Genomic DNA, 21190 nt, shown 5'->3' with positions numbered 1-21190 from the left:
CGGGCGCTCAGGCCGGAAGCGAAAGGTCGGGCAACGCGGAGACAGGCTGCAAAACGAGACCGAACTGGCGCGCCAGCTGATCGAGCAGCACCGCCTTGACGGCGTCCATCCCGGAGGGGCCGCCCAAGTCTAGCACCGAGGTCACCTGCAGGCCCTGATAGCCACAGGGGTTGATGCGGTGGAACGGCTCCAGGTCCATCGCCACGTTGAACGACAGGCCGTGGAAGGTGCAGCCGCGCCGCACCCGGATCCCGAGCGCGGCGATCTTGGCCCCGCCCACGTACACGCCCGGCGCGCCCTCGCGGCGCTCGGCGACGATATTCCACTCGTCCAGCGTGTCGATCAGCGCCTGCTCGATCCTGCACACGTAATCGCGCACGCCGATCTTGAGCCGCCGCAGGTCCAGCAGCGGATACACCACCAGCTGGCCGGGGCCGTGATAGGTCACCTGGCCACCGCGATCGACCTGCAGCACCGGAATTTCGCCCGGCGCCAGCACATGCTCGGGCTTGCCGGCCTGGCCCAGCGTAAACACCGGCGCATGCTCGACCACCCACACTTCGTCGGCCGTGGCCTCATCACGCGCATCGGTGAAACGCTGCATCGCACGCCACACTGGCGCGTAGGCCTGTCGGCCGAGATCGCGCAACTGCGCCGGCAGGACGGGAACAGGGCTTTCCGCCGCCTGGACCGCTACAGCGTCCACTTCACTTCCGGGTGGTCGCGCAGCGCCTGGTGCGCAGCGTCGAACTGCTCGCGGCTCTCGGCGCGGAAGCCGATCTTGACCGAGACATATTTGCCGCTGGACGAATGCTTCCAACTGATGCTTTCCTCCAGCAGCTCTACACCGGTGGCGGCGAGCAGGCGCGGAAGTTCGCTTTCCAGCCCGCGTTCGGCCGCGCCCATGGCGCTGAGCTCGAAGGTACCGGGAAACTGGAAGCCGTGATCGGGGTTGTCGGTGCTGATTTCCATCCACCCATTATCGGGACGATGCCAGACAAACCCAAGCCCGCACTGGCCGAACGGATGAGCGGGTCACGGCCGGGGAGCCGGGCGGGCCGCCTCCAACTTTCAGCAAGAATCTGTCATTACAGTCCCGGACCAAACACAGCTACGTGCCGGTGATGGTTCTACACGGCGGGGCGCCGGCAGAAAATGCCTTTTGCTGCTGCGCACATTCACGCGGCGCAGCAGCGGCCGCAGGCACCTTTGCTGAACATCGCCCCTCCTTACCTTTCCAGGCCCTCCATGCTTCGACCGCGCGCCTTGTCCGCTGCCCTGCTGCTCTCTCTTTCCGCACTGTCGATGCCGGCCGTGGCTGCCGACCAGTGCGATTCCAGCAGAATGAGCCGGACGCCGCCGGCGGTGAACTTCCGGGTCGACAACGACCTGTTCGGCGGAGAGGACCAGGACCAGGGCTATTCCAACGGCGCGGTGCTGACGCTGGTGTCGCCCAATCTGGTCGACTACACCGACGACCCCTGCCTGCCGCGCACTGCGCGCTGGGTCAACGGCTATCTGGAGCGTCTGCATCCGGGCGAGTTCGACCAGCAGAACATGGTGTTCTCGATCGGCCAGGCGATTTTCACTCCCACCGATCCCACCCGCCGCGATGTGATCCCGGACGATCGCCCGTATGCGGGCATCCTGCTGGCGAGCTTCGGCTACAACGCGCGTAACGATGCGCATCTGCGCACCACCCAGCTGCAGGTCGGCGTGGTCGGCCCGTGGGCATTTGCGCAGGAAGCGCAGGATGCGATCCACGATGTGCTGGGCGACGAAAAATTCCAGGGCTGGGACAACCAGCTGCACAACGAGCCGCTGATCAACCTGGTGCACGAGCGCATGCGCCGCTGGCCGGGCGACGCGGCAGTCAATGCGGACGGCTTCGGCTGGGATTTCATCTCGCATTGGGGCGGCGCGGTCGGCAACATGGCCACGCATCTGAATGCCGGTGGCGAGGTGCGCTTCGGCTGGAAGCTGCCGGACGACTTCGGCAGCACCCCGACCCGCCCGGCCGGCGAGAACACCGCCCCCAGCCGGCTCGGACGCGCCAGCGGCTGGTCGGGCCATCTGTTCCTGACCACCGATGCGCGCTGGGTGCTGCGCGACATCACCCTGGACGGCAACACCTTCCGCAACAGCCACAGCGTGGACAAGCGCCCGTTCGTGGGCGATGTCGGCTACGGCCTGGCGGTGATGTACGGCCGCTGGAAGTTCGCCATCGCCCGCTACCACCGCACCCGCGAATTCGACACCCAGCGCGAAACGCCGGTGTATGGCAGTTTCACGATCAGTCGGATGCTTTGAGGGCTGAGATTGGGGAGTCAGGATTGGGGATTCGCAAGAGCGGGCTGCTGGTGCTTCGCTGCTGCTCTCGCCTTTGCCAATCCCGAATCTCCAATCCCCAATCCCCGCAAAGAAAAAGCCGGCTTTCGCCGGCTTTTTCTTTGGATCACTCCGATTCCCACCACATCCAGAACGCATCCCAGAGGCGCTTGAAGAATCCGCCCTCCTCGACTGCGTTGATGGCGACCAGCGGGGCCTGGGCGATGATCTTGCCGTCCAGGCTGACCTTGACGGTGCCGATCTGCTGGCCCTGCTTGATCGGGGCCTGCAGGTTCTTGGCCACTTCCATGCTGGGCTTGAGGTCGTTGTAGCGGCCGCGCTGCAGGCTGACCAGCAGTGGCTGGGCCACGCCGAGCTGCACTTCGTCCTGCTGGCCCTTCCAGACCTTCTGCTTGGTCACGACCTTGCCGGGCGCGTACAGGCTGTGGGTTTCGAAGAAGCGGAAGCCCCAGTTGAGCAGGGCCAGGCTGTCGTCGGCGCGCTGGCGCTCGGACGAATCGCCCATCACCACCGCCACCAGGCGCTGGTCGCCGCGCTTGGCCGAGCTCAGCAGGCAGTAGCCGGCCTCGGAGGTGTGGCCGGTCTTGATGCCGTCCACCGCCGGGTCGCGCCACAACAGCAGGTTGCGGTTGTTCTGCTTGATGCTGCCGACCTGGAATTCCTTGATCTTGTTGTAGGCATAGGTCTCCGGGTAATCGCGCACCATCGCGCGGCCCAGCATCGCCAGGTCGTAGGCGGTGGAATGGTGACCTTCGGCGCTGAGGCCGTGCGCGTTGACGAAGTAGGAGTCCTTCATGCCGATCTTGGCGGCGTAGCTGTTCATCAGCGAGGCGAAGGCTTCTTCGCTGCCGGCGACATGCTCGGCCAGGGCGATCGCGGCATCGTTGCCGGACTGGATCGCCATGCCCTTTTCCATGTCTTCCAGACGCGCGGTCTGGTTGACCGGGAAGCCGCTGTAGCTGCCGTCGGTGCCGGCACCACCCTCGCGCCAGGCGCGCTCGCTCATCATGACCTGGTCGTCGCGCTTGACCTTGCCATTCTTGATTTCGGCCGCGACCACGTAGGACGTCATCACCTTGGTGATGCTGGCCGGCGCCAGCTGCTGGTGGATGTTTTCACCGGCCAGCACCTGCCCGGTGGCGTAATCCATCAGGATCCAGGACTTGGACACCGCCGGCGCGGGTGCGGGCGGAACCGGGACGGCGGCCGGCGCAGCGGCAACGGCAGGCGTCGGCTGCGGCGCAGGGGTCTGCGCGCAGACCAGGCCAAAGGCGAACGTGGCCACCGCAGCGGCGGCGAAGCGGAATTTCATTGAAGAACGACTCCTGACGGGCCCGAAGGCTGGGTAATGCGAAATTGTAAGGCGCCACGGCGATCAGGGCGACGCACGCGATGCTGCGCGCGCCTGCGCAGTTCAGCGATGGGGGCAGACGACGCGCCGAACGTGGCTGACGCACTGGGCGATCGAGCAAGCTGCATGGGGCGCGTCGTGATTTCGGCTGCCCGACGCTAGCTGTCGATAGCGGGCGCCGGCCTACCCACCGACGCCTTGGCTGCCGGATCGATCGTGGCTAGTTGGCGACGATCTGCGGGCGCCCGAAGCCCAGGCCGGCGATGCGCTGCGCGATTTCCGAGGCATTGGCGTGATCGCGCGCATTGACGCGCAGCCGCCACAAGGTGCGACCGCCGCTGACGATGTCGCTGACGCTGGCACCGGCGATCCCGGCCGAGGCAAGCTGCGACAGCGCGCGGTTGGCGTTCTCGCGGCTGGCGAAACTGGCCACCTGCAACAGGATGTCGCCCAGTGCCGCCTCGGCCACGCTCGGCGCCTTGACCGGTACCGGTTCGCTCCTGAGCGGACGTGCCGGCGCGCTGTCGGCGGGCTTGATCGCCGCCACCGCGACCGGGGCGGCTGGCGCCACCGCGACCGGGGCAGCCGAGGCAGGCCGCGGCGCGGCGGCAGCCGGCTTGCCGGTGGCCACGCGCACGCCTTGCGACTTCATCCAGGCATCGAAGTTGTCGGCGTTGCCGGGCTGGCGCGAATCGGCCACGCGGTAGCGCCAACGCTCGCCCTCAGGAATCGCAGCGGCCCCTGCACTGCCCGCCCCTGCGGCGGCCACCGGAGCGGCGGCACTGGCGGCCACTGCGCGCGGGGCGGCGGCCGGCACGGTGCGGGTGGGCAGGCGCTGCACCAACCCATCGATCTGACTGGCACTGGCGGCCGGCCGTGCGGCGGCCACCGCAGTGCTGACCGGCGCGCGGCCGCTGCGGCGCTTGGCCAGCAGATTGCCGTTGTCGGCTTCGGTCAGGCCGCGTACCTCGACGTTGCCGGTGCCCTTGCCGGTGATGCCCAGTTTGACCGCAGCGGCGTAGCTCAGATCGATCACGCGGCCATCGTGGAACGGGCCGCGGTCGTTGACGCGCACCACCACCGAGTCGCCGGTGTCGGTGTTGGTCACCAGGGCGAAGCTGGGCAACGGCAAGGTCTTGTGGGCGGCAGTGAAGGCGTACATGTCGTAGACCTCCTTGTTGGAGGTCAGCCGGCCGTGGAATTTGCTGCCGTAATACGAGGCGGTCCCGCGTTCGACATAGTCGCCGGGGTTGTCCATCACCACGTAGCGTTTGCCCAGCACCTCATACGGCGAGCGGTTGCCCACCGCCGAGCGCGGCTCGTTGGTGACCAGCGGTTCGGGGATGCAGGCCACGTTGGGCACGTGGTCCGGCGTGGTGTCCTTGACGCCGGGCTTGTACAGGCCGCCGGCGGTGTAGTCGCCGCGCGTGGACGGGTCTTCCTTGGCGGGTGCGTAGGGCGAGGTCGAGGGGCAACCGGTGGCCACATACGCCGGCCCCTTGCCGTCGACCTTGACGCCCTTGATCGCGCCGCTGCCGCCGGTGCCGGCGCTTTTCTTCGGTGCACTGCTACAGGCCGCCAGGCCGAGCATCAGCGCCATCGGGATCAGCCACTTGGGGCCTGTCGTGCTGTTCATGCCGGGGGTAACTCCTTGCCGGCGATGGCCTCGGACAGCTGGAACACGGCCATCGCGTACATCTTGGAAATGTTGTAACGGGTGATCGCGTAGAAATTCTGGAAGCCCAGCCAGTACTGCTTGCCGTTGGCATCGTCCAGGGTGATCGGGGTGGCGATGCTGCCGGCCACCACCGGCGCATTCGGGTGATAGCCGCGCGCAGACAGGTCGGCCAGCGTGTACACCGGCGACCAGTCGGTGGGATTGAATTCCTCGTGGCCGGCGGCCAGCGTGGCCGGCACCGCGACCTGGCCACCGCGCACCCAACCGCCCTTCTTGACGAAGTAGTTGGCGACCGAGGCAAACACGTCGTTGTGGTCGGTGAACAGGTTGCGCTTGCCGTCGGCATCGCCGTCGACGGCGAACTGGCGGTAGCTGGACGGCATGAACTGGCCCATGCCCATCGCGCCGGCATAGCTGCCGATCAGCGTGGTGACATCGAGCTGCTCTTCCTTGCCAAGCGCGAACAGCTGGCCAAGTTCATCGCGGAAGAACAGCTCGCGACGCACTTCGCGTTCGAGCTTGGCCGGGTCGCCGCTGCGCGGGTAGCGAAACGCCAGCGTGTACAGCGCGTCCAGCACGCGGTACTTGCCGGCATTGCTGCCGTAACTGGTCTCTACCCCAATGATGGCCACGATCACCTGCGCCGGCACGCCGGTGGCCGCTTCGACCTTGCTCAGCTCAGCACGATGCTCGGCCAGGAACTTGCGGCCGCCATCGATCCGCGCCTGGGTGATGAACATCGGGCGGTATTCGTTCCACGGTTTGACCCGCTCGGCCGGGCGCGACATCGCGGTGACGATGGCGTCCTTGAATTGCGCCTGCGCCAGCACTGCTTCGATCTGTGCGGCGTCAATGCCGTACTTGGCGGCGGTGTCGCGCACGAAGTTGGCGCGGGCGATCTCGAACGGCACCGGGGTCAGGTCCACCGGCGGCAGCGCGGGCGCTTCGGCGGCGGCACTGACGGGCGCGACCGGGGCGCTCGGCGGCTTGGCCGGGGGCGCGCTGGCGGCCGGCGGCGGGGTCGGAGGGCTGGGCTGAGTCGCGCAGGCGACAAGGCCGAGGGTGAGCAGGCAGGTCAGAGTGCGTCGAATCATCGGCTGAGGGTAACAGAGAACAGATGAACTTCTGGCAATAAGACCATGAAAGGAAAGAGCTTTAGCTTGCCGCTCTGAGCGGCGGGGATTTGGGAGGGGGATTGGGGATTGGTTTGGGTGCTGCCCGGGAATGGGGAATGGGGAATGGGGAATGGGGAATGGGGATTCGGGATTCGGGATTCGGGATTCGGGACTCGGGAATTGTGGGGTGCGGGGTGCGGGGGTGCTCGTGTGCCGACCGGGGTTGTCTGGTGGACCGGGCCAGGGGCTGTCGAGGCTTTGCGTTTTGCGGCATGCCGTGGGCCTGCTTCTGGCCTCTTCATCTGACCGCATGAGTGGCAGGTTTTGCTTCCTTTGATGTCACTCAGGCCGTCAGGCGCGGCCGGTGGCCGCGCCTGGTCGATCACAGGGCCGGGAAGCGTGGCGCAGTTGAGCAGGTGGGTACGCTGCCACTGAGTTGCACGCTGGACGTGGTGACGTTGCTGCCGGTCGGGGTGAGCGCGCTGTTGCTCAGCCCGATCTGCGCATCACTGGCGGAGACCGCGGTATTGCCAGTGGCCACATTGGCCAGCGTCAGGTCCAGCGGCGTCTGCGCGTCGAAGCCTTTCAGGATCCAGCCCTTGCCCTTGAGGCCGACATCGCCGGTGGTACGCAGGCCGTTGACGACGACCCCGGCGAAGCTGGGCTTGGTGCCGCTGCCGCCCACCGAATAGAACGGGTTGATCACCAGCGGGCTGGTCACCCCGTACAGGCAGGTATTGCGATAGGTGACCAGGCTGACCGGGCCGCCCTTGGCGAGGCTGGTCTTGATGCGCAGCCCGGCGTTGTCGGTACTGCGGTTGCCGGCATCGTCGGTGGCGGTGATGGCGTTGTTGTCGACCAGCACGTTGTTGACCCCGGACATCACCTCGCTGCCGATCGAGATGCCGTGGGTGCCGTAGCAGCGGTTGTCGCGCACGCTGATGTTGCCGGACCTGGACGCAATGGTCTTGATCGCGACGCAGTCGTCGCCGCCCATTACATCGTTGTCGACCAGGCTGGCGTTGACCACGCTGTCCAGGTCCAGGCCATCGGTGTTGGGGCTGGTCGCCGGCGACTTCACCCGCACGCCCCAGATGGTCAGGCCATCGACGACATGCGCGAAGAAATGGAAGTACGCCGCATTGATCAGATTGACGTTGTAGAGGGTGAACGTGTTGGAGTTCTGCACCTTGATCAGGTCCGGGCTGTTCTGCACCTGGCCGGCAGCCTTGGCGTTTTCGCCGAACTCCCACCAGGTGGTGCTCTTGCCGAGCATGGGCAGATCGCCGCGCCCGTCGATCGTGCCCTGGCGCCCGCCGGTGCGTACGCCCATCACGCCCGACCTGGTGCCCTTGACGCTGATCAGCGGCAGGCAGCCGCCGCTCTTGGCGCCTGCGACACCGCAACCGCTGCCGTAGTCGGCCGGATTGCGCGAGCCGTACAGGGTCACGCCCTGATCGACGACCAGGGTGACGCCGGTGGGAATGGTCAGCGGGCCGCTGAGAAACGCGTTGCCGGTGCCGGCCTTGAGCAGCACGCTGCCGTTCTTGCCGGTGCAGGCAGTCAGCGCGGCCTGGATGGCTTTGGTGTCGGGCGGCGCGCTTTCCAGCGCGGCGTCGAACAGCCGCCCGCTTGGCGTATGGCTGGCGCTCACCGGCTGGCAGGTGGCGGGAATCGCCGGCTCGGAGACCGCGCGCGTATCGCCGGTGGCAAGGTTGATGGCGCCGGCGTGAGCGGCGAACGTAAGACAGACACCGCCGATCGCGGCGGTTGGCAGTTTCATGGAAGAGCTCACCTGGAAGAGGAATGGCGCGCGCCTGCAGCTGCAACGCGACCCGGCCGCGCGCAGGACGGCGGCGCATCGGACTCTACGGAGCGACGCACCCATTCACAGAAGGCGAGCGAACCCGATACCGCATGCGCGAAGCGGCCCCGTGCCGGGAGGTCGTCATTGCAACGCAGCGCGCAGAACCGCGCGCGCCTTGCGCAGCGTCAGCTGCGTGTCATGCCCCTGTCGCCAGCGGCGTAGTGCGCCTGGCCAGGTGTGATTGGTTCTTTCGACACGGGTGAGTGCCTGTCAGCGTCGGCTGCAGAACGCGCCGGCTCAGTAGCCGTGCACCGGGCGGTGCGCCTTGACCGCCATCACCAGGCCCAGCCCGGCCAGCAGCGACACCGCCGAGGTACCGCCGTAACTCATCAGCGGCATCGGCACGCCCACCACCGGCAGCAGGCCGGAAATCATGCCGCCATTGACCAGCACGTAAACGAAGAAGGCCAGGCCGGTGGCACCGGCGACCAGGCGCGAATAGGTGTCGCGCGCCTGCGCGGCGATCCACAGGCAGCGCGCGATCACGATCAGGTACAGGCTGAGCACGGTCGCCACGCCGATCCAGCCGAACTCCTCGCTGAGCACCGAGAACGCAAAGTCGGTGGTCTGTTCGGGAATGAAGTTCAGATGCGACTGCGAGCCCAGCCCCCACCCTTTGCCGTCGAAACCGCCCGAGCCAATCGCGATCTTGGACTGGATGATGTTCCAGCCGGCGCCCAGCGCATCGTTTTCCGGGTTGAGGAACATCATGATGCGGTCCTTCTGGTACGGCCGCAGCAGCCAGAACCAGGCCACCGGCGCGGCCGCCGAGACGCCGCCCACGCCCACCGCCACCCACCACCACGGCAGGCCGGCCAGCAGCAGCACGAACACACCGCTGGCGGCGATCAGCACGCCGGTGCCGAAGTCCGGCTGCAGCATGATCAGTGCGGTCGGCACGCCGATGATCACGCCGGTCACCAGCACGGTGGAGATGCGCGGCGGCAACGGCATGCGGTGCAGATACCAGGCGGCCATCATCGGCAGGCTGATCTTGAGCAGTTCGGCCGGCTGCAGGTAGAACAGTTTCAGGTCCAGCCACTGGCGTCCGTACTTGCCGGTGCCCAGCGCGAACACCGCCAGCAGCGGCAGCATCGACAGGCCGTACACCCACGGCGTCCAGGCGCGCAGGCGTAGCACCGACATGCGCGAAATGCCCCACATCGCAGCCAGGCCGATGACGAAGCGCACGGCTTGCGCCATCACCAGATGATCGCCGTTGGCGGCGCCGCCCGCGCTCTTGAGCACCGACAGGCCGATCACCATCAGCGCACCCAGCGCCAGGCACAGCACCCAGTCCAGGCTGCGCGTGAAACGCGCAACCATGTCCACCAGCCAGCGCAGGATGTCACTCAATGGTCGGTCTCCTGGACCGCATCGGGCACATCCGGCACCACCGGCTGCGCCGGCGTGTTGGGGTCCAACGCCACCGCAGTCTGGCCGATCACCACCGGCAGCTCGTCCAGCGTGGCCGCGGCCGCATCGCCGGCCTGGCGCGCATCGGTGGCGCCGGCTTCGAACTGGTTGACGCCCACCGCAGTCATGCCGAGCTCGCTGTCCAGCGGCTCCAGGCCGGCGGGCAGCTTGCCGAGCAACCAGGCGTCGAAGATCTTGCGTGCGATCGGCGCTGCCGAGCTGGTACCGAAACCACCGCCCTCCACCGCCACCGCCACTGCGATGACCGGGTTGTCGGCCGGCGCGAAGCCGACGAACAGGCCACGGTGGCGCAGATGCAGCGGCAGGCTGCGCGGGTCCACCGCGGCCACGCCCTTGCGGCTGACTACCTGCGCGGTGCCGGTCTTGCCGGCCATCTGATACGGCGCGCCCGGCGTGATCGCATAGCCGGTGCCGCCCGGGCGCATGGTGTCCATCATGCCTTCGCGCACTACCTGCAGGTGCGCCGCGCTCGGGCTGATCGGCTTGCCCGGCGGCTGGATCATCGGCTGCCAGGGGTGATCGAAGCCGGTGCGCTGCTCCAGCACCAGGTGCGGGCGCAGCAGCAGCCCGCTGGCGATCGCCGACACCCCGCGCACCAGTTGCAGCGGGGTCACCTTCCAGTCGCCCTGGCCGATGGCGATGTTGACGGTGTCGCCGGGATACCAGCGCTCCTTGCGGGTTTTGTACTTGTAGGCCGGCGACGGCAGGATGCCGCCGATCTCGCCGAGCAGGTCCACCCCGGTCGGCTGGCCGAAGCCGTACTCGCCCAGGTAGTGGTCGAAGCGCTCGATGCCCATGTCCACCGCCAGCCGGTAGTAATAGGTATTGACCGACTGGGCGATGGACTTGCGCAGATCGGTCCAGCCATGGCCGCCGCGATGCGAATCGCCCCAGCCGCGGCTGACCCCGGGCAGATAGAACATGCCGGTGGACAGCACCCGGTCTTCCGGCCGACGCAGGCCGCTGTCCAGGCCGGCCAGCGCGATCAGCGGCTTGAGCGTGGAGCCCGGCGCCACGCCACCCAGCACCAGCCGGTTGAACTGCGGCCGCGACGGGTTGTCGTTGAGCATGCGGAAATCGGTATGCGAGATGCCGTTGACGAACAGGTTGGGGTCGTAGCTGGGCAGGCTGACCATGCCCAGGATCTCGCCGGTGCGCGGGTCCATCGCGATCGCCGCACCCTCGTGCTCGCCGAACGCGGCCACCATCGCGCGCTGCAGGTCGGCATCCACCGACAGGCGCAGGTCCGCGCCCGACTGCGGCGCGACCCGGCCGACGGTGCGGATCGCCCGCCCCTGCACGTTGGTTTCGACCTGCTCGTAACCGACCTGGCCGCGCAGGTCCTGCTCGTAGTAGCGCTCCAGCCCGGACTTGCCCATGTGGGTGAGCGCGGCATTGCCCTCGCCCAGCACCGCCAGGTCCTTCTCGTCGATGCGGCCGACGTAGCCGATGATGTGCGCGAACAGCGGCCCGTACGGGTAGCGGCGGGTCAGGTAGGGCTCCAGCTCCACGCCGGGGAAGCGCCAGCGCTCCACCGCAAAGCGCGCCATTTCCTCATCGCTCATGCGCAGCTTGAGGGTGACCGGCAGGAAGCTGCGGCGTGCGCGCCGCTCGCGGTTGAAGCGCTCCAGATCCTCCGGCGCGATCGGGATCACCTTGCCCAGCGCGGCCAGCATGGCGTCCATGTCGGTGACCTTGTCCGGGGTCACGTCCAGGCGGAAGGCCGGCACGTTCTCGGCCAGCAGCCGGCCGGTGCGGTCGTAGATCATGCCGCGCCCGGGCACCACCGGCTTGGGCTTGATGCGGTTGGCTTCCGAGCGCGTGGCATAGACCTCGTGGTCGAGCACCTGCAGCTTGAAATACCAGCCGCCCAGCCCGACCAGGCAGATCACCACCATCACAAAGCCCAGCACCGCACGCCGGCGGAACTGCTCGGCCTCCGCGTGCGGGTTCTTCGGGTGACGACGCCCGTGCATGGCTTACTTCTTGCTCCGCTTGCCCAGCCGCACCGCATCCAGCAACACGAACAGCGGCGGCCACAGCGCCATGCCCAGCAGCGGCGCCCACCAGTAGCTCCACGGCAGGGTCGGCTCGCCCACCGCCAGATGCACGGCCGAGGAGACGATGCGGTCGTTGAGCAGCAGCCCGCCGATCGCCAGCGCCTGCTGCGAGACCGGGAAGAAGCGCATCCGCGCGCGGAAGCGCTGCAGGATGAAGGTCATGATCACCAGCCGCAGCGCCTGCTCGCCGAGCAGCCCGCCATACAGCAGGTCGGCCAGCACACCGGCCACGAAGGCAATGCCCAGCCCGACCCGGTCCGGCTCCTCGATCACCCAGTACGCCAGCACCAGCGCCAGCCAGTACGGACGCAGCGGCTGCACCACCACCGGCAGCGGCAACAGGCCCAGCACCAGCGCGATGACGATGCTCGCCGGCAGGATCCAGGTGTTGCGCATGCGGGTCATTGGTCCGTCTCCTGCGGAGCCGGACGGGATTGGGGAGTGGGGATTGGGGATTGGCTGGAAGCAGCGCCCTGTGGCGGGGACGAACGGGAATCGGGATTCGGGCCGTTGGATGCAGTCGATGCGGGACGCCGGGCGGACGTGCTGGCCGGGCGGCCGGACGCTGGCGCACTGGACGGGAGCGCGCCGGGCGCGGCAGGTGTCGCTGCGGACCGTGCAGGCGCCGAGGTACCGGTGCCCGATGCTGCGGCGGCCGTCGGGCGCGCGGTATCAGTCGCTGTGCTGGAAACACCGCCCGCAGGCGTGCGCGGTGTCGCAGTCACCGGCGCGCCGGCCGCCGCCGCGACGCCGTTGCTGTTGCTGTTGCTGTTTCCGTGACCAATCCCAACTCCCGACTCCCCAATCCCGGCCCCAGGCACCACGCGCAGCGGCTTGCCCGCGCGCAGCAGCAGCACATCGCGGCCGCGATCGAGCTTGGCGGCCGGGGTCAGTTCGCCGACCAGGAAGGCGTGGGTATCGTCCGGATGCAGTTCGGAGACCTTGCCGACCGGGAAGCCGGCCGGGAAGCGGCCGCCGAGGCCGGAGGTGACGATTTCGTCGCCCACCTGCACGCCGGCGCTGAGCGGGATGTCGCGCAGTTCCAGCCGGTCGCCGCGGCCGTAGACGATCAGGCGCACGCCGTTGCGCGCCACGCTGACCGGCACCGCGTGGTCGGGGTCGGTCAGCAGCAGCACGGTCGAATGCAGCGGGGTCACTTCGATCACCTGGCCCATCAACCCGCCGGCATCGATCACCGCCTGGCCCAGCAGCACGCCATCGCGGCTGCCGGCGTCCAGCAGCAGGCGTTGCCGGGTCGGGTCCAGGTCGATATCCAGGATCGGCGCCAGCTGCACGTCCAGCCCGCGGCGCTCGGCGACGTTGAGCAGTTCGCGCAGCTGCGCATTGTCCAGCGCAGCGGTCTGTAGCCGGGTCAGGCGCGCATTGGCCACCAGCAACTGATTGCGCAGGGTACGGGTTTCTTCCACCAGCTGCGCATGGGTGGCGGCGTTGTCGCGCACCTGCGAGCCGATCCGCCCCGGCAACCCGGCCACCGCCCAGATCGGCTGGATCAGCAGGTTGGCCTGCAGACGCACCTGGCTCAGCCAGCCCCCCCGGCTATCGAGCGCGATCAGCACGATCGCCAGCACCAGATAGACCAGCAGCCGCAGCGTGGAGGTGACTTCGCCCGGACGGGAGGCGACGGGAGGACCGGCGTAGGAGGGCACTGTCAGGGCCGGGATTGGAGATTCGGAATTGGGGATTCGGGGAGCGGTTGGCTGCCCCCGATACGAATGCGGCTAAAACGTGAACTCGCGGAACTGCGGAGCAGTCCTACCGGGCCGTGGGCCGGAACCGCTTTTGCGAATCCCGAATGCCGACTCCCCAATCCCGAACGCTTCACTCCGGCGCGAAGAACTCGTTGCCGTGCATGTCCACCAGCTCCAGCGCGCGACCGCCACCGCGGGCCACGCAGGTGAGCGGGTCGTCGGCGACCTGTACGTGCAGGCCGGTTTCTTCGGAGATCAGGCGGTCCAGGTCGCGCAGCAGTGCGCCGCCGCCGGTGAGCACGATGCCGCGCTCGGCCACGTCGGCACACAGTTCCGGCGGGGTCTGTTCCAGCGCCAGCTTGACCGCCGAGACGATGCCCGACAGCGGCTCGTGCAATGCCTCGAGCACTTCGTTGGAGTTGATCTTGATCATCTTCGGCACGCCTTCGGCAAGATTGCGGCCGGAGATTTCCATCTCCTGCACCTCGTCCTGCGGGTAGGCGCAGCCGATCTGCAGCTTGATGCGCTCGGCGGTGGCTTCGCCGATCAGCATGCCGTGGTTGCGGCGCACGTAGTTGGTGATCGACTCGTCGAAGCGGTCGCCGCCCACGCGCACCGACTGCGAGTAGACGATGCCGTTGAGCGAGATGACCGCCACTTCGGTGGTGCCGCCGCCGATGTCGATGACCATCGAACCGCGCGCCTCGGTCACCGGCATGCCGGCACCGATCGCCGCGGCCATGGGTTCCTCGATCAGATACACATCGCGCGCACCGGCTTCTTCCGCCGATTCCTTGATGGCGCGGCGCTCGACCTGGGTGGAACCGGCCGGCACGCACACCAGCACGCGCGGGCTCGGGCGCAGGAAGCGCGACTTGTGCACCTTCTTGATGAAGTGCTTCAGCATTGCCTCGGTGTAGGTGAAGTCGGCGATGACGCCGTCCTTCATCGGGCGGATCGTGGTGATGTGACCCGGGGTGCGGCCAAGCATCTGCTTGGCCTCGGCGCCGACGGCGGCCACCGAGCGCGTGCCGCCGATTGCGCGGTCCTGACGCACCGCCACCACCGAAGGTTCGTTCAGTACGATGCCCTGCCCGCGTACGTAGATCAGCGTATTGGCCGTGCCCAGGTCGATGGACAGGTCGTTGGAGAACATGCCGCGGAGTTTCTTGAACATCGAGGGAGTTGTTCCTGGGTAAGTCGCGTGCCCGCCGCCAGACTGGCGAAATTTTGGGCAGAAAACGAAGTCCACTAGCCTAGCAATCCCCCCCGGTGCGGGCAAGGAAAAATCGGCCGTTGCGGCGTCGTTTTCATGTGCCGGTCACGCCGGGCATGGCATGCGGTTGTGGCCCTGATCGGTCGCAGCCGTTACCCTTTGCGCCGCGGCGCGCGCGCCGTCCCGCTGCCATGCCCGGCAACTGGCGGGTATTTCCCAACGCAAAGGCCTGACTCGATGTCCGCACTGATCTGTGGTTCCCTCGCCTACGACACCATCATGGTGTTTCCGGACCAGTTCAAGAACCACATCCTGCCGGACAAGGTGCACATCCTGAATGTGTCGTTCCTGGTCCCGCGCATGCGCCGCGAGTTCGGCGGTTGCGCCGGCAATATCGCCTACAACCTGCATCTGCTCGGCGGCGCGCCGATCCCGATGGGCACCGTGGGCCAGGACTTCGGCCCGTATCGCGAGCATTTCGAAACGCTGGGGATCGACCTGTCGCGGGTGAAGATCATCGACGACCTGTTCACCCCGCAGGCCTTCATCACCACCGACCACGACAACAACCAGATCACCGCCTTCCATCCGGGCGCGATGATGCGCAGCTACGAGAACCACGTGAAGGATGTGCCGGGCGTGACCCTGGGCCTGGTCGGCCCGGATGGGCGCGAGGGCATGATCCAGAATGCGGAAGAGTTCGCTGCCGCCGGCATCCCCTTCATCTTCGACCCCGGCCAGGCGATGCCCTTGTTCAATGGCCCGGAACTGCGCCAGTTCATCGAGCAGGCCCAGTACGTGGTGGTCAACGACTACGAATCCAACCTGCTGCAGGAACGCACCGGCTGGGACGAGAAGGACATCGTCTCGCGCGTGCAGGCCTACATCACCACGCAGGGCCCCAAGGGCGCACTGGTGCATACGCCGGAAAAGACCTACGACATCCCGCCGGCGCACGAGCGCCGCGTGGTCGACCCGACCGGCTGCGGTGACGCCTTCCGCGCCGGCCTGATCTACGGCATCCAGGGCGGCTACGACTGGCTGACGATCGGGCGGATGGGCAACCTGATGGGCGCGCTGAAGGTGGAGCACCCGGGCACGCAGAACCAGCGGTTCGACTTTGCCGAGTTCAACGACCAGTTCAAGCAGCAGTTCGGCTACGCGCTCTGACGCGGCACCACCGCTGATCAGCGCTGTGCCCTTCTCCCCTCGGGAGAAGGTGCCCCACAGGGGCGGATGAGGGGACGGGCGAAGCCCCGTGCAAGTTGAACAGCTTCGGGTTTCGCACCGCCCCCTCACCGCACCCCCGCTCCCGCAGGAAAGGGGCGCGTCGGCACCGCAATTGCTGCAATGCAGTTTGAGCATCGGCCCGATCTGTGCCTCTACTGACGCTTCGCGCTCACTGAGGAACGCTGGCCCATGTCCGAGCCAAGCGTTGTCGCCGCCACGTCCATCGCCCTGCCGGAGATCGAACCGGATGCGCTCCGGCAGATCCGCCGGTTGCGCGACATCGCGCCGCTTGCCGCACCACTGTCGCGCTCGTGGCGGCGCTGCCTGGACGATTACGCGTTGTTGCCCGAGGCAGCCCCCGAGCCGCTGGTGCACGATGCGCTGCACGTGCGCGAGCGCCAGCAACGTCTGGGCGATGTGCTGCGCATTGCCAAGGTGGAGATGGAAAACCTCTACGAGCAGATCGCCGGCAGCGGCTACGCCGTGATCTTTGCCGATGCCGAGGCGACCGTGCTGCACAGCGTGCACGACCCCACCCTGCTGCGCGAATTCCGCCAGGCCGGTCTGTTCTGCGGCGCCAGCTGGGCCGAGTGTCACCAGGGCACCAACGGCCTGGGCACCTGCGCCGCCGAACGCACCGCAGTCAGCGTGCACCGCGGCGAACATTATCTGACCCGCCATCTGCCGCTGTCGTGCAGCGGCGCGCCGATCCTGGACCCGCATGGCGGGCTGCTGGCGGTGCTGGATGCGTCCACCCCCAATGCGCAGGACGGGAAGCAGATCCAGCGCCACACCGTGGCCCTGGTGAGCATGTCGGCGGCGCAGATCTCGCGCTCGCATTTCCTCAACCAGTTCGGCCATGCCTTCATCCTGCGCTTTCATAGCCGGCCCGAGTTCGCCGGCCTGCTGCACGAGGCACTGATCGCGATCGATACCGATGGCCGCGTGCTGGCAGTCAACGAGGCGGTGCTGGAGCAACTGGGCAAGATCGATCGCAGCCAGCTGGTGGGCCGCAACATCGCGCAGGTGATGCAGCTGGATTTCGACACCCTCGAGCACCGCGCCGGCAGCGATGCCGGCACCTTGTGGTCGATCCGCTGCGCCTGCCATGGGCGACGGTTCTACGCACTGGTGCGCCCGCCGCGCGCGCGCGCTGCGCTGCCGGCGGTGGGTGGGCCGGCGCAGCTGGCACCGGATACCGAGCTGCAACCCGGCGAGCATGTCGGCTCGGATTCGCGCATGCGCCACAACCTGGCCAATGCCTTGAAGCTGGCTGCGCATCGGGTGTCGATTCTGCTGTGCGGCGACACCGGTACCGGCAAAGAGGAATTTGCCAAGGCGGTGCACCGCGGCTCGCCATGGGCCGGCGGTGCATTCGTGGCGATCAACTGCGCGGCGATTCCCGAGGCATTGATCGAGAGCGAATTGTTCGGGTATGCGCGCGGCGCGTTCACCGATGCCGCGCGCGAAGGCCGCCATGGCAAATTGCTGCAGGCCAGCGGCGGCACCCTGTTTCTGGATGAAATCGGCGACATGCCGCTGCCCTTGCAGAGCCGCCTGCTACGCGTGCTGGAAGAACAATGCGTCACCCCACTGGGCAGCGAACGCGCAGTGCCGCTGGAGCTGCACGTGATCAGCGCCAGCCATCGCGATCTGGCGCAGCGGGTGGCGGCCGGCGAGTTTCGCGAGGATTTGTATTACCGGCTCAATGGCGTGGTGCTGCACCTGCCACCGCTGCGCGAGCGCAGCGACAAGGCCGAACTGATCCGCACGCTGCTACGCGAGGAAACCAGCGAGCACAGCGTGCGCATCAGCGAGGAAGCGATGCACAAGCTGCTGAGCTACGCATGGCCGGGCAACCTGCGCCAGTTGCGTAATGTGCTGCGCACGGCGGCGGTATTGTGCAGCGACGGAGTGATCCGCCTGCCGAATCTGCCGCAGGAAATCGTTGACGCTGGCAGCGCACCGTGCCTGGTCGATGGCGGCGCGGTGGCCGCCGACGACATGCCCGGCCGCGCCGCACTCGACCAGGCCGAACGCCTGGTGCTGCAGCAACAACTCGAACGCCACCGCTGGAATGTCAGTCGCACCGCCGATGCCCTGGGCATCAGTCGCAATACGCTGTATCGCAAGCTGCGCAAGCATGGCCTGGATACCGGGTGATTGAGGGGCGGGGATTTGGGATTCGGAATTGGGGAATTGAGGGGCAGGGATTCGGGATTCGGAATTGGGGATTCGTCAGAGCCAAGGCAGGATCTCTTAGCGCTGGTACCTGGAGCGATTAGAAAACTCCCTCTCCCTCATCAGGCGGGTGCTGCTGTTGTTTGGTGCGGCATCTAGCATGCGTACATGCCGCGACTGTGGAGCGGATGATTTGGGGCTTGGCTGCAGGGCCCTTGCCCGCCCACCATCGCGGGACACGCCGCAAGTACGTCCTTGTAGGCTCTTACGCGGCATCCATGCCGCGTAAGGTCCCGCGACGGTGGGCGGGCAAGGGCCAGTCGAGATGGTCGGTGTGCATGGTTTTAAACAAGGCAACCAATCAACTGTCTGGTGCGGTGTCCTCACCGCTTGCGGGACCGTGTGGCGGCATGGATGCCGCCACCGAGCCCCCAGGGACGGGTTTACGGCGTGTCCCGCGAGCGGTGAGGGCACCGCGCCCTCGACTAGCGCAGCTCGGCACCATCCAGATAACGCTGCGGGCGACTGGCGATTGCACTTTGCACTTTGCACTTTGCACTTTTCACCTTGCGCCTAGCGAATCCCTAATCTCCAATCCCAAATCCCCAGCCTTATAACGCCCAGCGTATGCCGATCAGATACTGCCGCGGCACACCTGGTGCGAGAAACCGCGCCGGGCCGGTTTCCACTGGCGCGTCCTGCGGGCGCGCGAGTGCTCCGTCCGGAAACACGTCTTCGGCCACTGCTGCATAGGTCGCATAGCGGCGGTTGAAGACGTTGTCGATGCGGGCGAACAGCGACAGCCGCGCGCCCAGTTGCCAACGCGCCTGCAGATCCACCAGCGCGTAGCCGGCGGTGCCGATGTCGATGCGCTCGGGTGCGGGCTCGTCGTCGTCGGCATTGTCGACCTGGCCATCCTCGTTGCCGCTGGCCACGCGCCCGGACACCGCACGCACCCCGGCGCCCAGGGTCAGCGCATCGTGCTGCCATTCCACGCCGAGCTTGAGGTTGTGGCGCGGCAATGCGGCGATGCGCAGGCCTGGCCGCAAGGCGATCACGCGCTCGCCGGACAGCAGCTCGCCATCGCTGCGGTAGGTCGCATCCAGGAAGCTGTAGCCGGCCGACCATTGCCAGTCGCCGCTGCGCAGGCGCAGCGCCAGATCCGCGCCCTGGTAGCGGGTGCGGCCGACGTTGTCGAAGTAACCCAGCTGGGTGTCCGGGGCGCGCAGGAACAGGATGTCGTCGCGATTGTCGGCACGGTACACCGACAGGCTGGCGTTGCTGTCGGCCGACGGTGCCCAGCGCGCGCCGAGCTCGTACGTGCGCGAGACGATCTGCTCCAGGCGCGGGTCGGCCTGCAGGCCGGTCGGCAACCGGCATGGCTGGGTGGGATCGGCGCAGCCCAGTTCGATCGCGGTCGGTGCACGGCTGTTTTGCGCGACCGAGCCGTACAGCGTCAGCCCCGAATCGAGCCGATGGGTCAGACCCAAGGACGGATTGGCCTTGGCATAGACGAAACGCTCGCGTGGGCGGTCGCCGTCGTCGGCGGTGGAAAGGATGTTGTCCACCACCACGCGATTCCAGCGCACTGCGGCACTGAGATGGGTGGCAGCGTCCAGCGCCCAGGTGTCGGCGACGAACACGCCCAGCGTCTTGGTGCTGCCGCGCACGCCGGAAAAGAACGCGCGCTCGGCATCCGGATCGGCAGCGACCGAGCGGTCCGGTTGCACCCAGCCGTCGCGCGCGAATTGCTGATAGCGCACGTGGCCACGATCGAAGGTGACGCCGGTGCTGAGCGCATGCGCACCCCACTGGCTGCTCAGGTTGACTGCCAGGCCTTGCGCCTCCTGGCGCATCTGGGTGGTATTGAGCGCGCCGGTGGGCAATGCATCGGCATCGGCGCGTGCGACATCGCAATCGGCATCCAGCGCGCCGCCATCGGCGGCATAGCCGGAGGCGCATTCTTCGACGAATTCTTCGTAGTCCTCGCCGATATCGCCATTGACAGTGTCGCGGCGGCCCACGCGTGCGTAGGCCAGTGCATGCAACGCGGTGTCCGCATCAAAGCGATGGTCCAGTTGCGCGGTGAACAGCGTATTGCGATTGCGGGTGAGATCGGGCGAGGTGTACACCGCGCGGCGGTCGGCGCGATACAGGCCGGGCTCGGGGCCATCGTCGGTGAAGCGCGTATCCGGCAGCAGGCCATTGCCGATCAGGCGGCTGCGCCCGTGCAGCAGCGACAGGCTCCAGTCGGTCTGCTCGCCCTGCTTGCCGACCTTGCCGAACACGGTTCCCAGGCGGCCCTCGGAGGCATCGCGCCAGCCGTTCTCGTCGAAACCGGTCACCGCGACGAAGCCATGCCAACCGTCCTGACTGGCGAGCCCATAACTGGCGTCCAGGCGCTTGCGCGCGCCGCTGCCGATGCTCAGCTCGCCCTGCACTCCCGGCGAGGTGAGGCCTGATGCGGTAGACAACACCACCGCGCCACCGAGCGTGTTCGGCCCGAACAAGGGATTGGAGCCGGGCATCAGAGTGACTGCGTTGATTGCCGACTCGGGCAGCATGTCCCAGCTGACGATGTCGGCGAACGGTTCGTTGAAACGCACGCCATCCAGATACACCGACACGCCTTGCGAGGCGCCGGGCAAGGCGGAGGCACGAAACCCGTGGAAGGTGAGATCGTTCTGGAACGCGCTGCCCTGCACATCGTTGCCATCCACGCCGACGAAGCGCCGCTGCAACAGATCGCCGAGGTTGTTGCTGCGCGCGCGCGACAGCTCGCTGTTGGTGGCCGATTGCACCATGTACGGCAGTTGCGCCGCATCGATGGTGGTGCCTGGGATCGGCGTGGCGGTGACCTCGATGCGGTCCAGCCAGGTCACCTGCGGCGCATCGGCCGCCACTGCCAGCGCGCTGCTTGCGAGCAAGGCGCTGGCGCAGGCGCCTGCCAGTGCGTGATGGTGCAACCTTGCCGTGCTGCGTGTGCCTGCTGCCATC

At 67.4% G+C, this 21190-nt stretch carries 15 protein-coding genes; 3 read left to right on the top strand and 12 right to left on the bottom strand.

Annotation, left to right across the window (positions count from 1 at the left end; all coding sequences use genetic code 11):
• Positions 1-7: 7 nt before the first annotated feature.
• Complete coding sequence (lipB, locus tag AC1KVE_RS06375) at positions 8-706, bottom strand: lipoyl(octanoyl) transferase LipB (protein WP_184457192.1); 699 nt, start codon at positions 704-706, stop codon at positions 8-10.
• Entirely contained in the window at positions 694-972 is a 279-nt protein-coding gene (locus AC1KVE_RS06370) for a YbeD family protein (RefSeq protein ID WP_016900827.1), read from the bottom strand. The genes lipB and AC1KVE_RS06370 overlap by 13 nt, the downstream gene beginning before the upstream one ends.
• Positions 973-1248: 276 nt before the next feature.
• Here AC1KVE_RS06370 and AC1KVE_RS06365 point away from each other — a divergent pair, with 276 nt between their 5' ends.
• Complete coding sequence (locus tag AC1KVE_RS06365) at positions 1249-2310, top strand: lipid A deacylase LpxR family protein (RefSeq protein WP_024939686.1); 1062 nt, start codon at positions 1249-1251, stop codon at positions 2308-2310.
• A gap of 145 nt (positions 2311-2455) precedes the next feature.
• Here the strand turns inward: AC1KVE_RS06365 and AC1KVE_RS06360 are convergent, their stop codons facing one another.
• From AC1KVE_RS06360 to AC1KVE_RS06320, 9 genes are all read right to left on the bottom strand, one after another.
• Positions 2456-3661, bottom strand: a complete 1206-nt coding sequence (locus AC1KVE_RS06360) for a D-alanyl-D-alanine carboxypeptidase family protein (protein ID WP_016900824.1) — start codon at positions 3659-3661, stop codon at positions 2456-2458.
• Between the two features lie 259 nt (positions 3662-3920).
• Positions 3921-5336: a septal ring lytic transglycosylase RlpA family protein gene (locus AC1KVE_RS06355; RefSeq protein WP_481092187.1), complete on the bottom strand. Its 1416-nt coding sequence runs from the start codon at positions 5334-5336 to the stop codon at positions 3921-3923.
• A complete protein-coding gene (gene mltB, locus AC1KVE_RS06350; protein WP_184457196.1) occupies positions 5333-6472 on the bottom strand; it encodes a lytic murein transglycosylase B in 1140 nt (379 codons plus the stop codon). Before mltB ends, AC1KVE_RS06355 begins: the two co-directional genes overlap by 4 nt.
• 403 nt (positions 6473-6875) lie before the next feature.
• Positions 6876-8276, bottom strand: coding sequence for a glycoside hydrolase family 28 protein (locus AC1KVE_RS06345; RefSeq protein WP_481092188.1), 1401 nt, complete (start codon positions 8274-8276; stop codon positions 6876-6878).
• Between the two features lie 321 nt (positions 8277-8597).
• Positions 8598-9716, bottom strand: coding sequence for a rod shape-determining protein RodA (gene rodA, locus AC1KVE_RS06340; RefSeq protein ID WP_054591925.1), 1119 nt, complete (start codon positions 9714-9716; stop codon positions 8598-8600).
• A complete protein-coding gene (gene mrdA, locus AC1KVE_RS06335) occupies positions 9713-11773 on the bottom strand; it encodes a penicillin-binding protein 2 (RefSeq protein WP_024940728.1) in 2061 nt (686 codons plus the stop codon). Before mrdA ends, rodA begins: the two co-directional genes overlap by 4 nt.
• Before the next feature lie 3 nt (positions 11774-11776).
• Positions 11777-12262: a rod shape-determining protein MreD gene (gene mreD / locus AC1KVE_RS06330; RefSeq protein WP_016900812.1), complete on the bottom strand. Its 486-nt coding sequence runs from the start codon at positions 12260-12262 to the stop codon at positions 11777-11779.
• Positions 12259-13524 carry a rod shape-determining protein MreC gene (mreC, locus tag AC1KVE_RS06325; protein ID WP_481092189.1) on the bottom strand — a complete coding sequence of 422 codons (1266 nt, stop codon included), beginning with the start codon at positions 13522-13524 and terminating at the stop codon, positions 12259-12261. The genes mreD and mreC overlap by 4 nt, the downstream gene beginning before the upstream one ends.
• Positions 13525-13696: 172 nt before the next feature.
• A complete protein-coding gene (locus AC1KVE_RS06320; RefSeq protein WP_003482734.1) occupies positions 13697-14743 on the bottom strand; it encodes a rod shape-determining protein in 1047 nt (348 codons plus the stop codon).
• A 276-nt stretch (positions 14744-15019) separates the two neighbouring features.
• On the opposite strand from AC1KVE_RS06320, the gene AC1KVE_RS06315 reads away from it, so the two are divergent.
• Both AC1KVE_RS06315 and AC1KVE_RS06310 read left to right on the top strand, forming a co-directional pair.
• A complete protein-coding gene (locus tag AC1KVE_RS06315) occupies positions 15020-15952 on the top strand; it encodes a carbohydrate kinase family protein (RefSeq protein WP_003482735.1) in 933 nt (310 codons plus the stop codon).
• 249 nt (positions 15953-16201) lie between these two features.
• Complete coding sequence (locus tag AC1KVE_RS06310) at positions 16202-18175, top strand: sigma-54-dependent Fis family transcriptional regulator (RefSeq protein ID WP_434982479.1); 1974 nt, start codon at positions 16202-16204, stop codon at positions 18173-18175.
• Between the two features lie 629 nt (positions 18176-18804).
• Here the strand turns inward: AC1KVE_RS06310 and AC1KVE_RS06305 are convergent.
• A complete protein-coding gene (locus tag AC1KVE_RS06305) occupies positions 18805-21189 on the bottom strand; it encodes a TonB-dependent receptor (RefSeq protein ID WP_481092190.1) in 2385 nt (794 codons plus the stop codon).
• Position 21190: the final 1 nt, after the last annotated feature.

Source organism: Xanthomonas sp. NCPPB 2864, from assembly GCF_056675615.1.
This window is presented reverse-complemented; position numbering and strand designations above follow the sequence as displayed.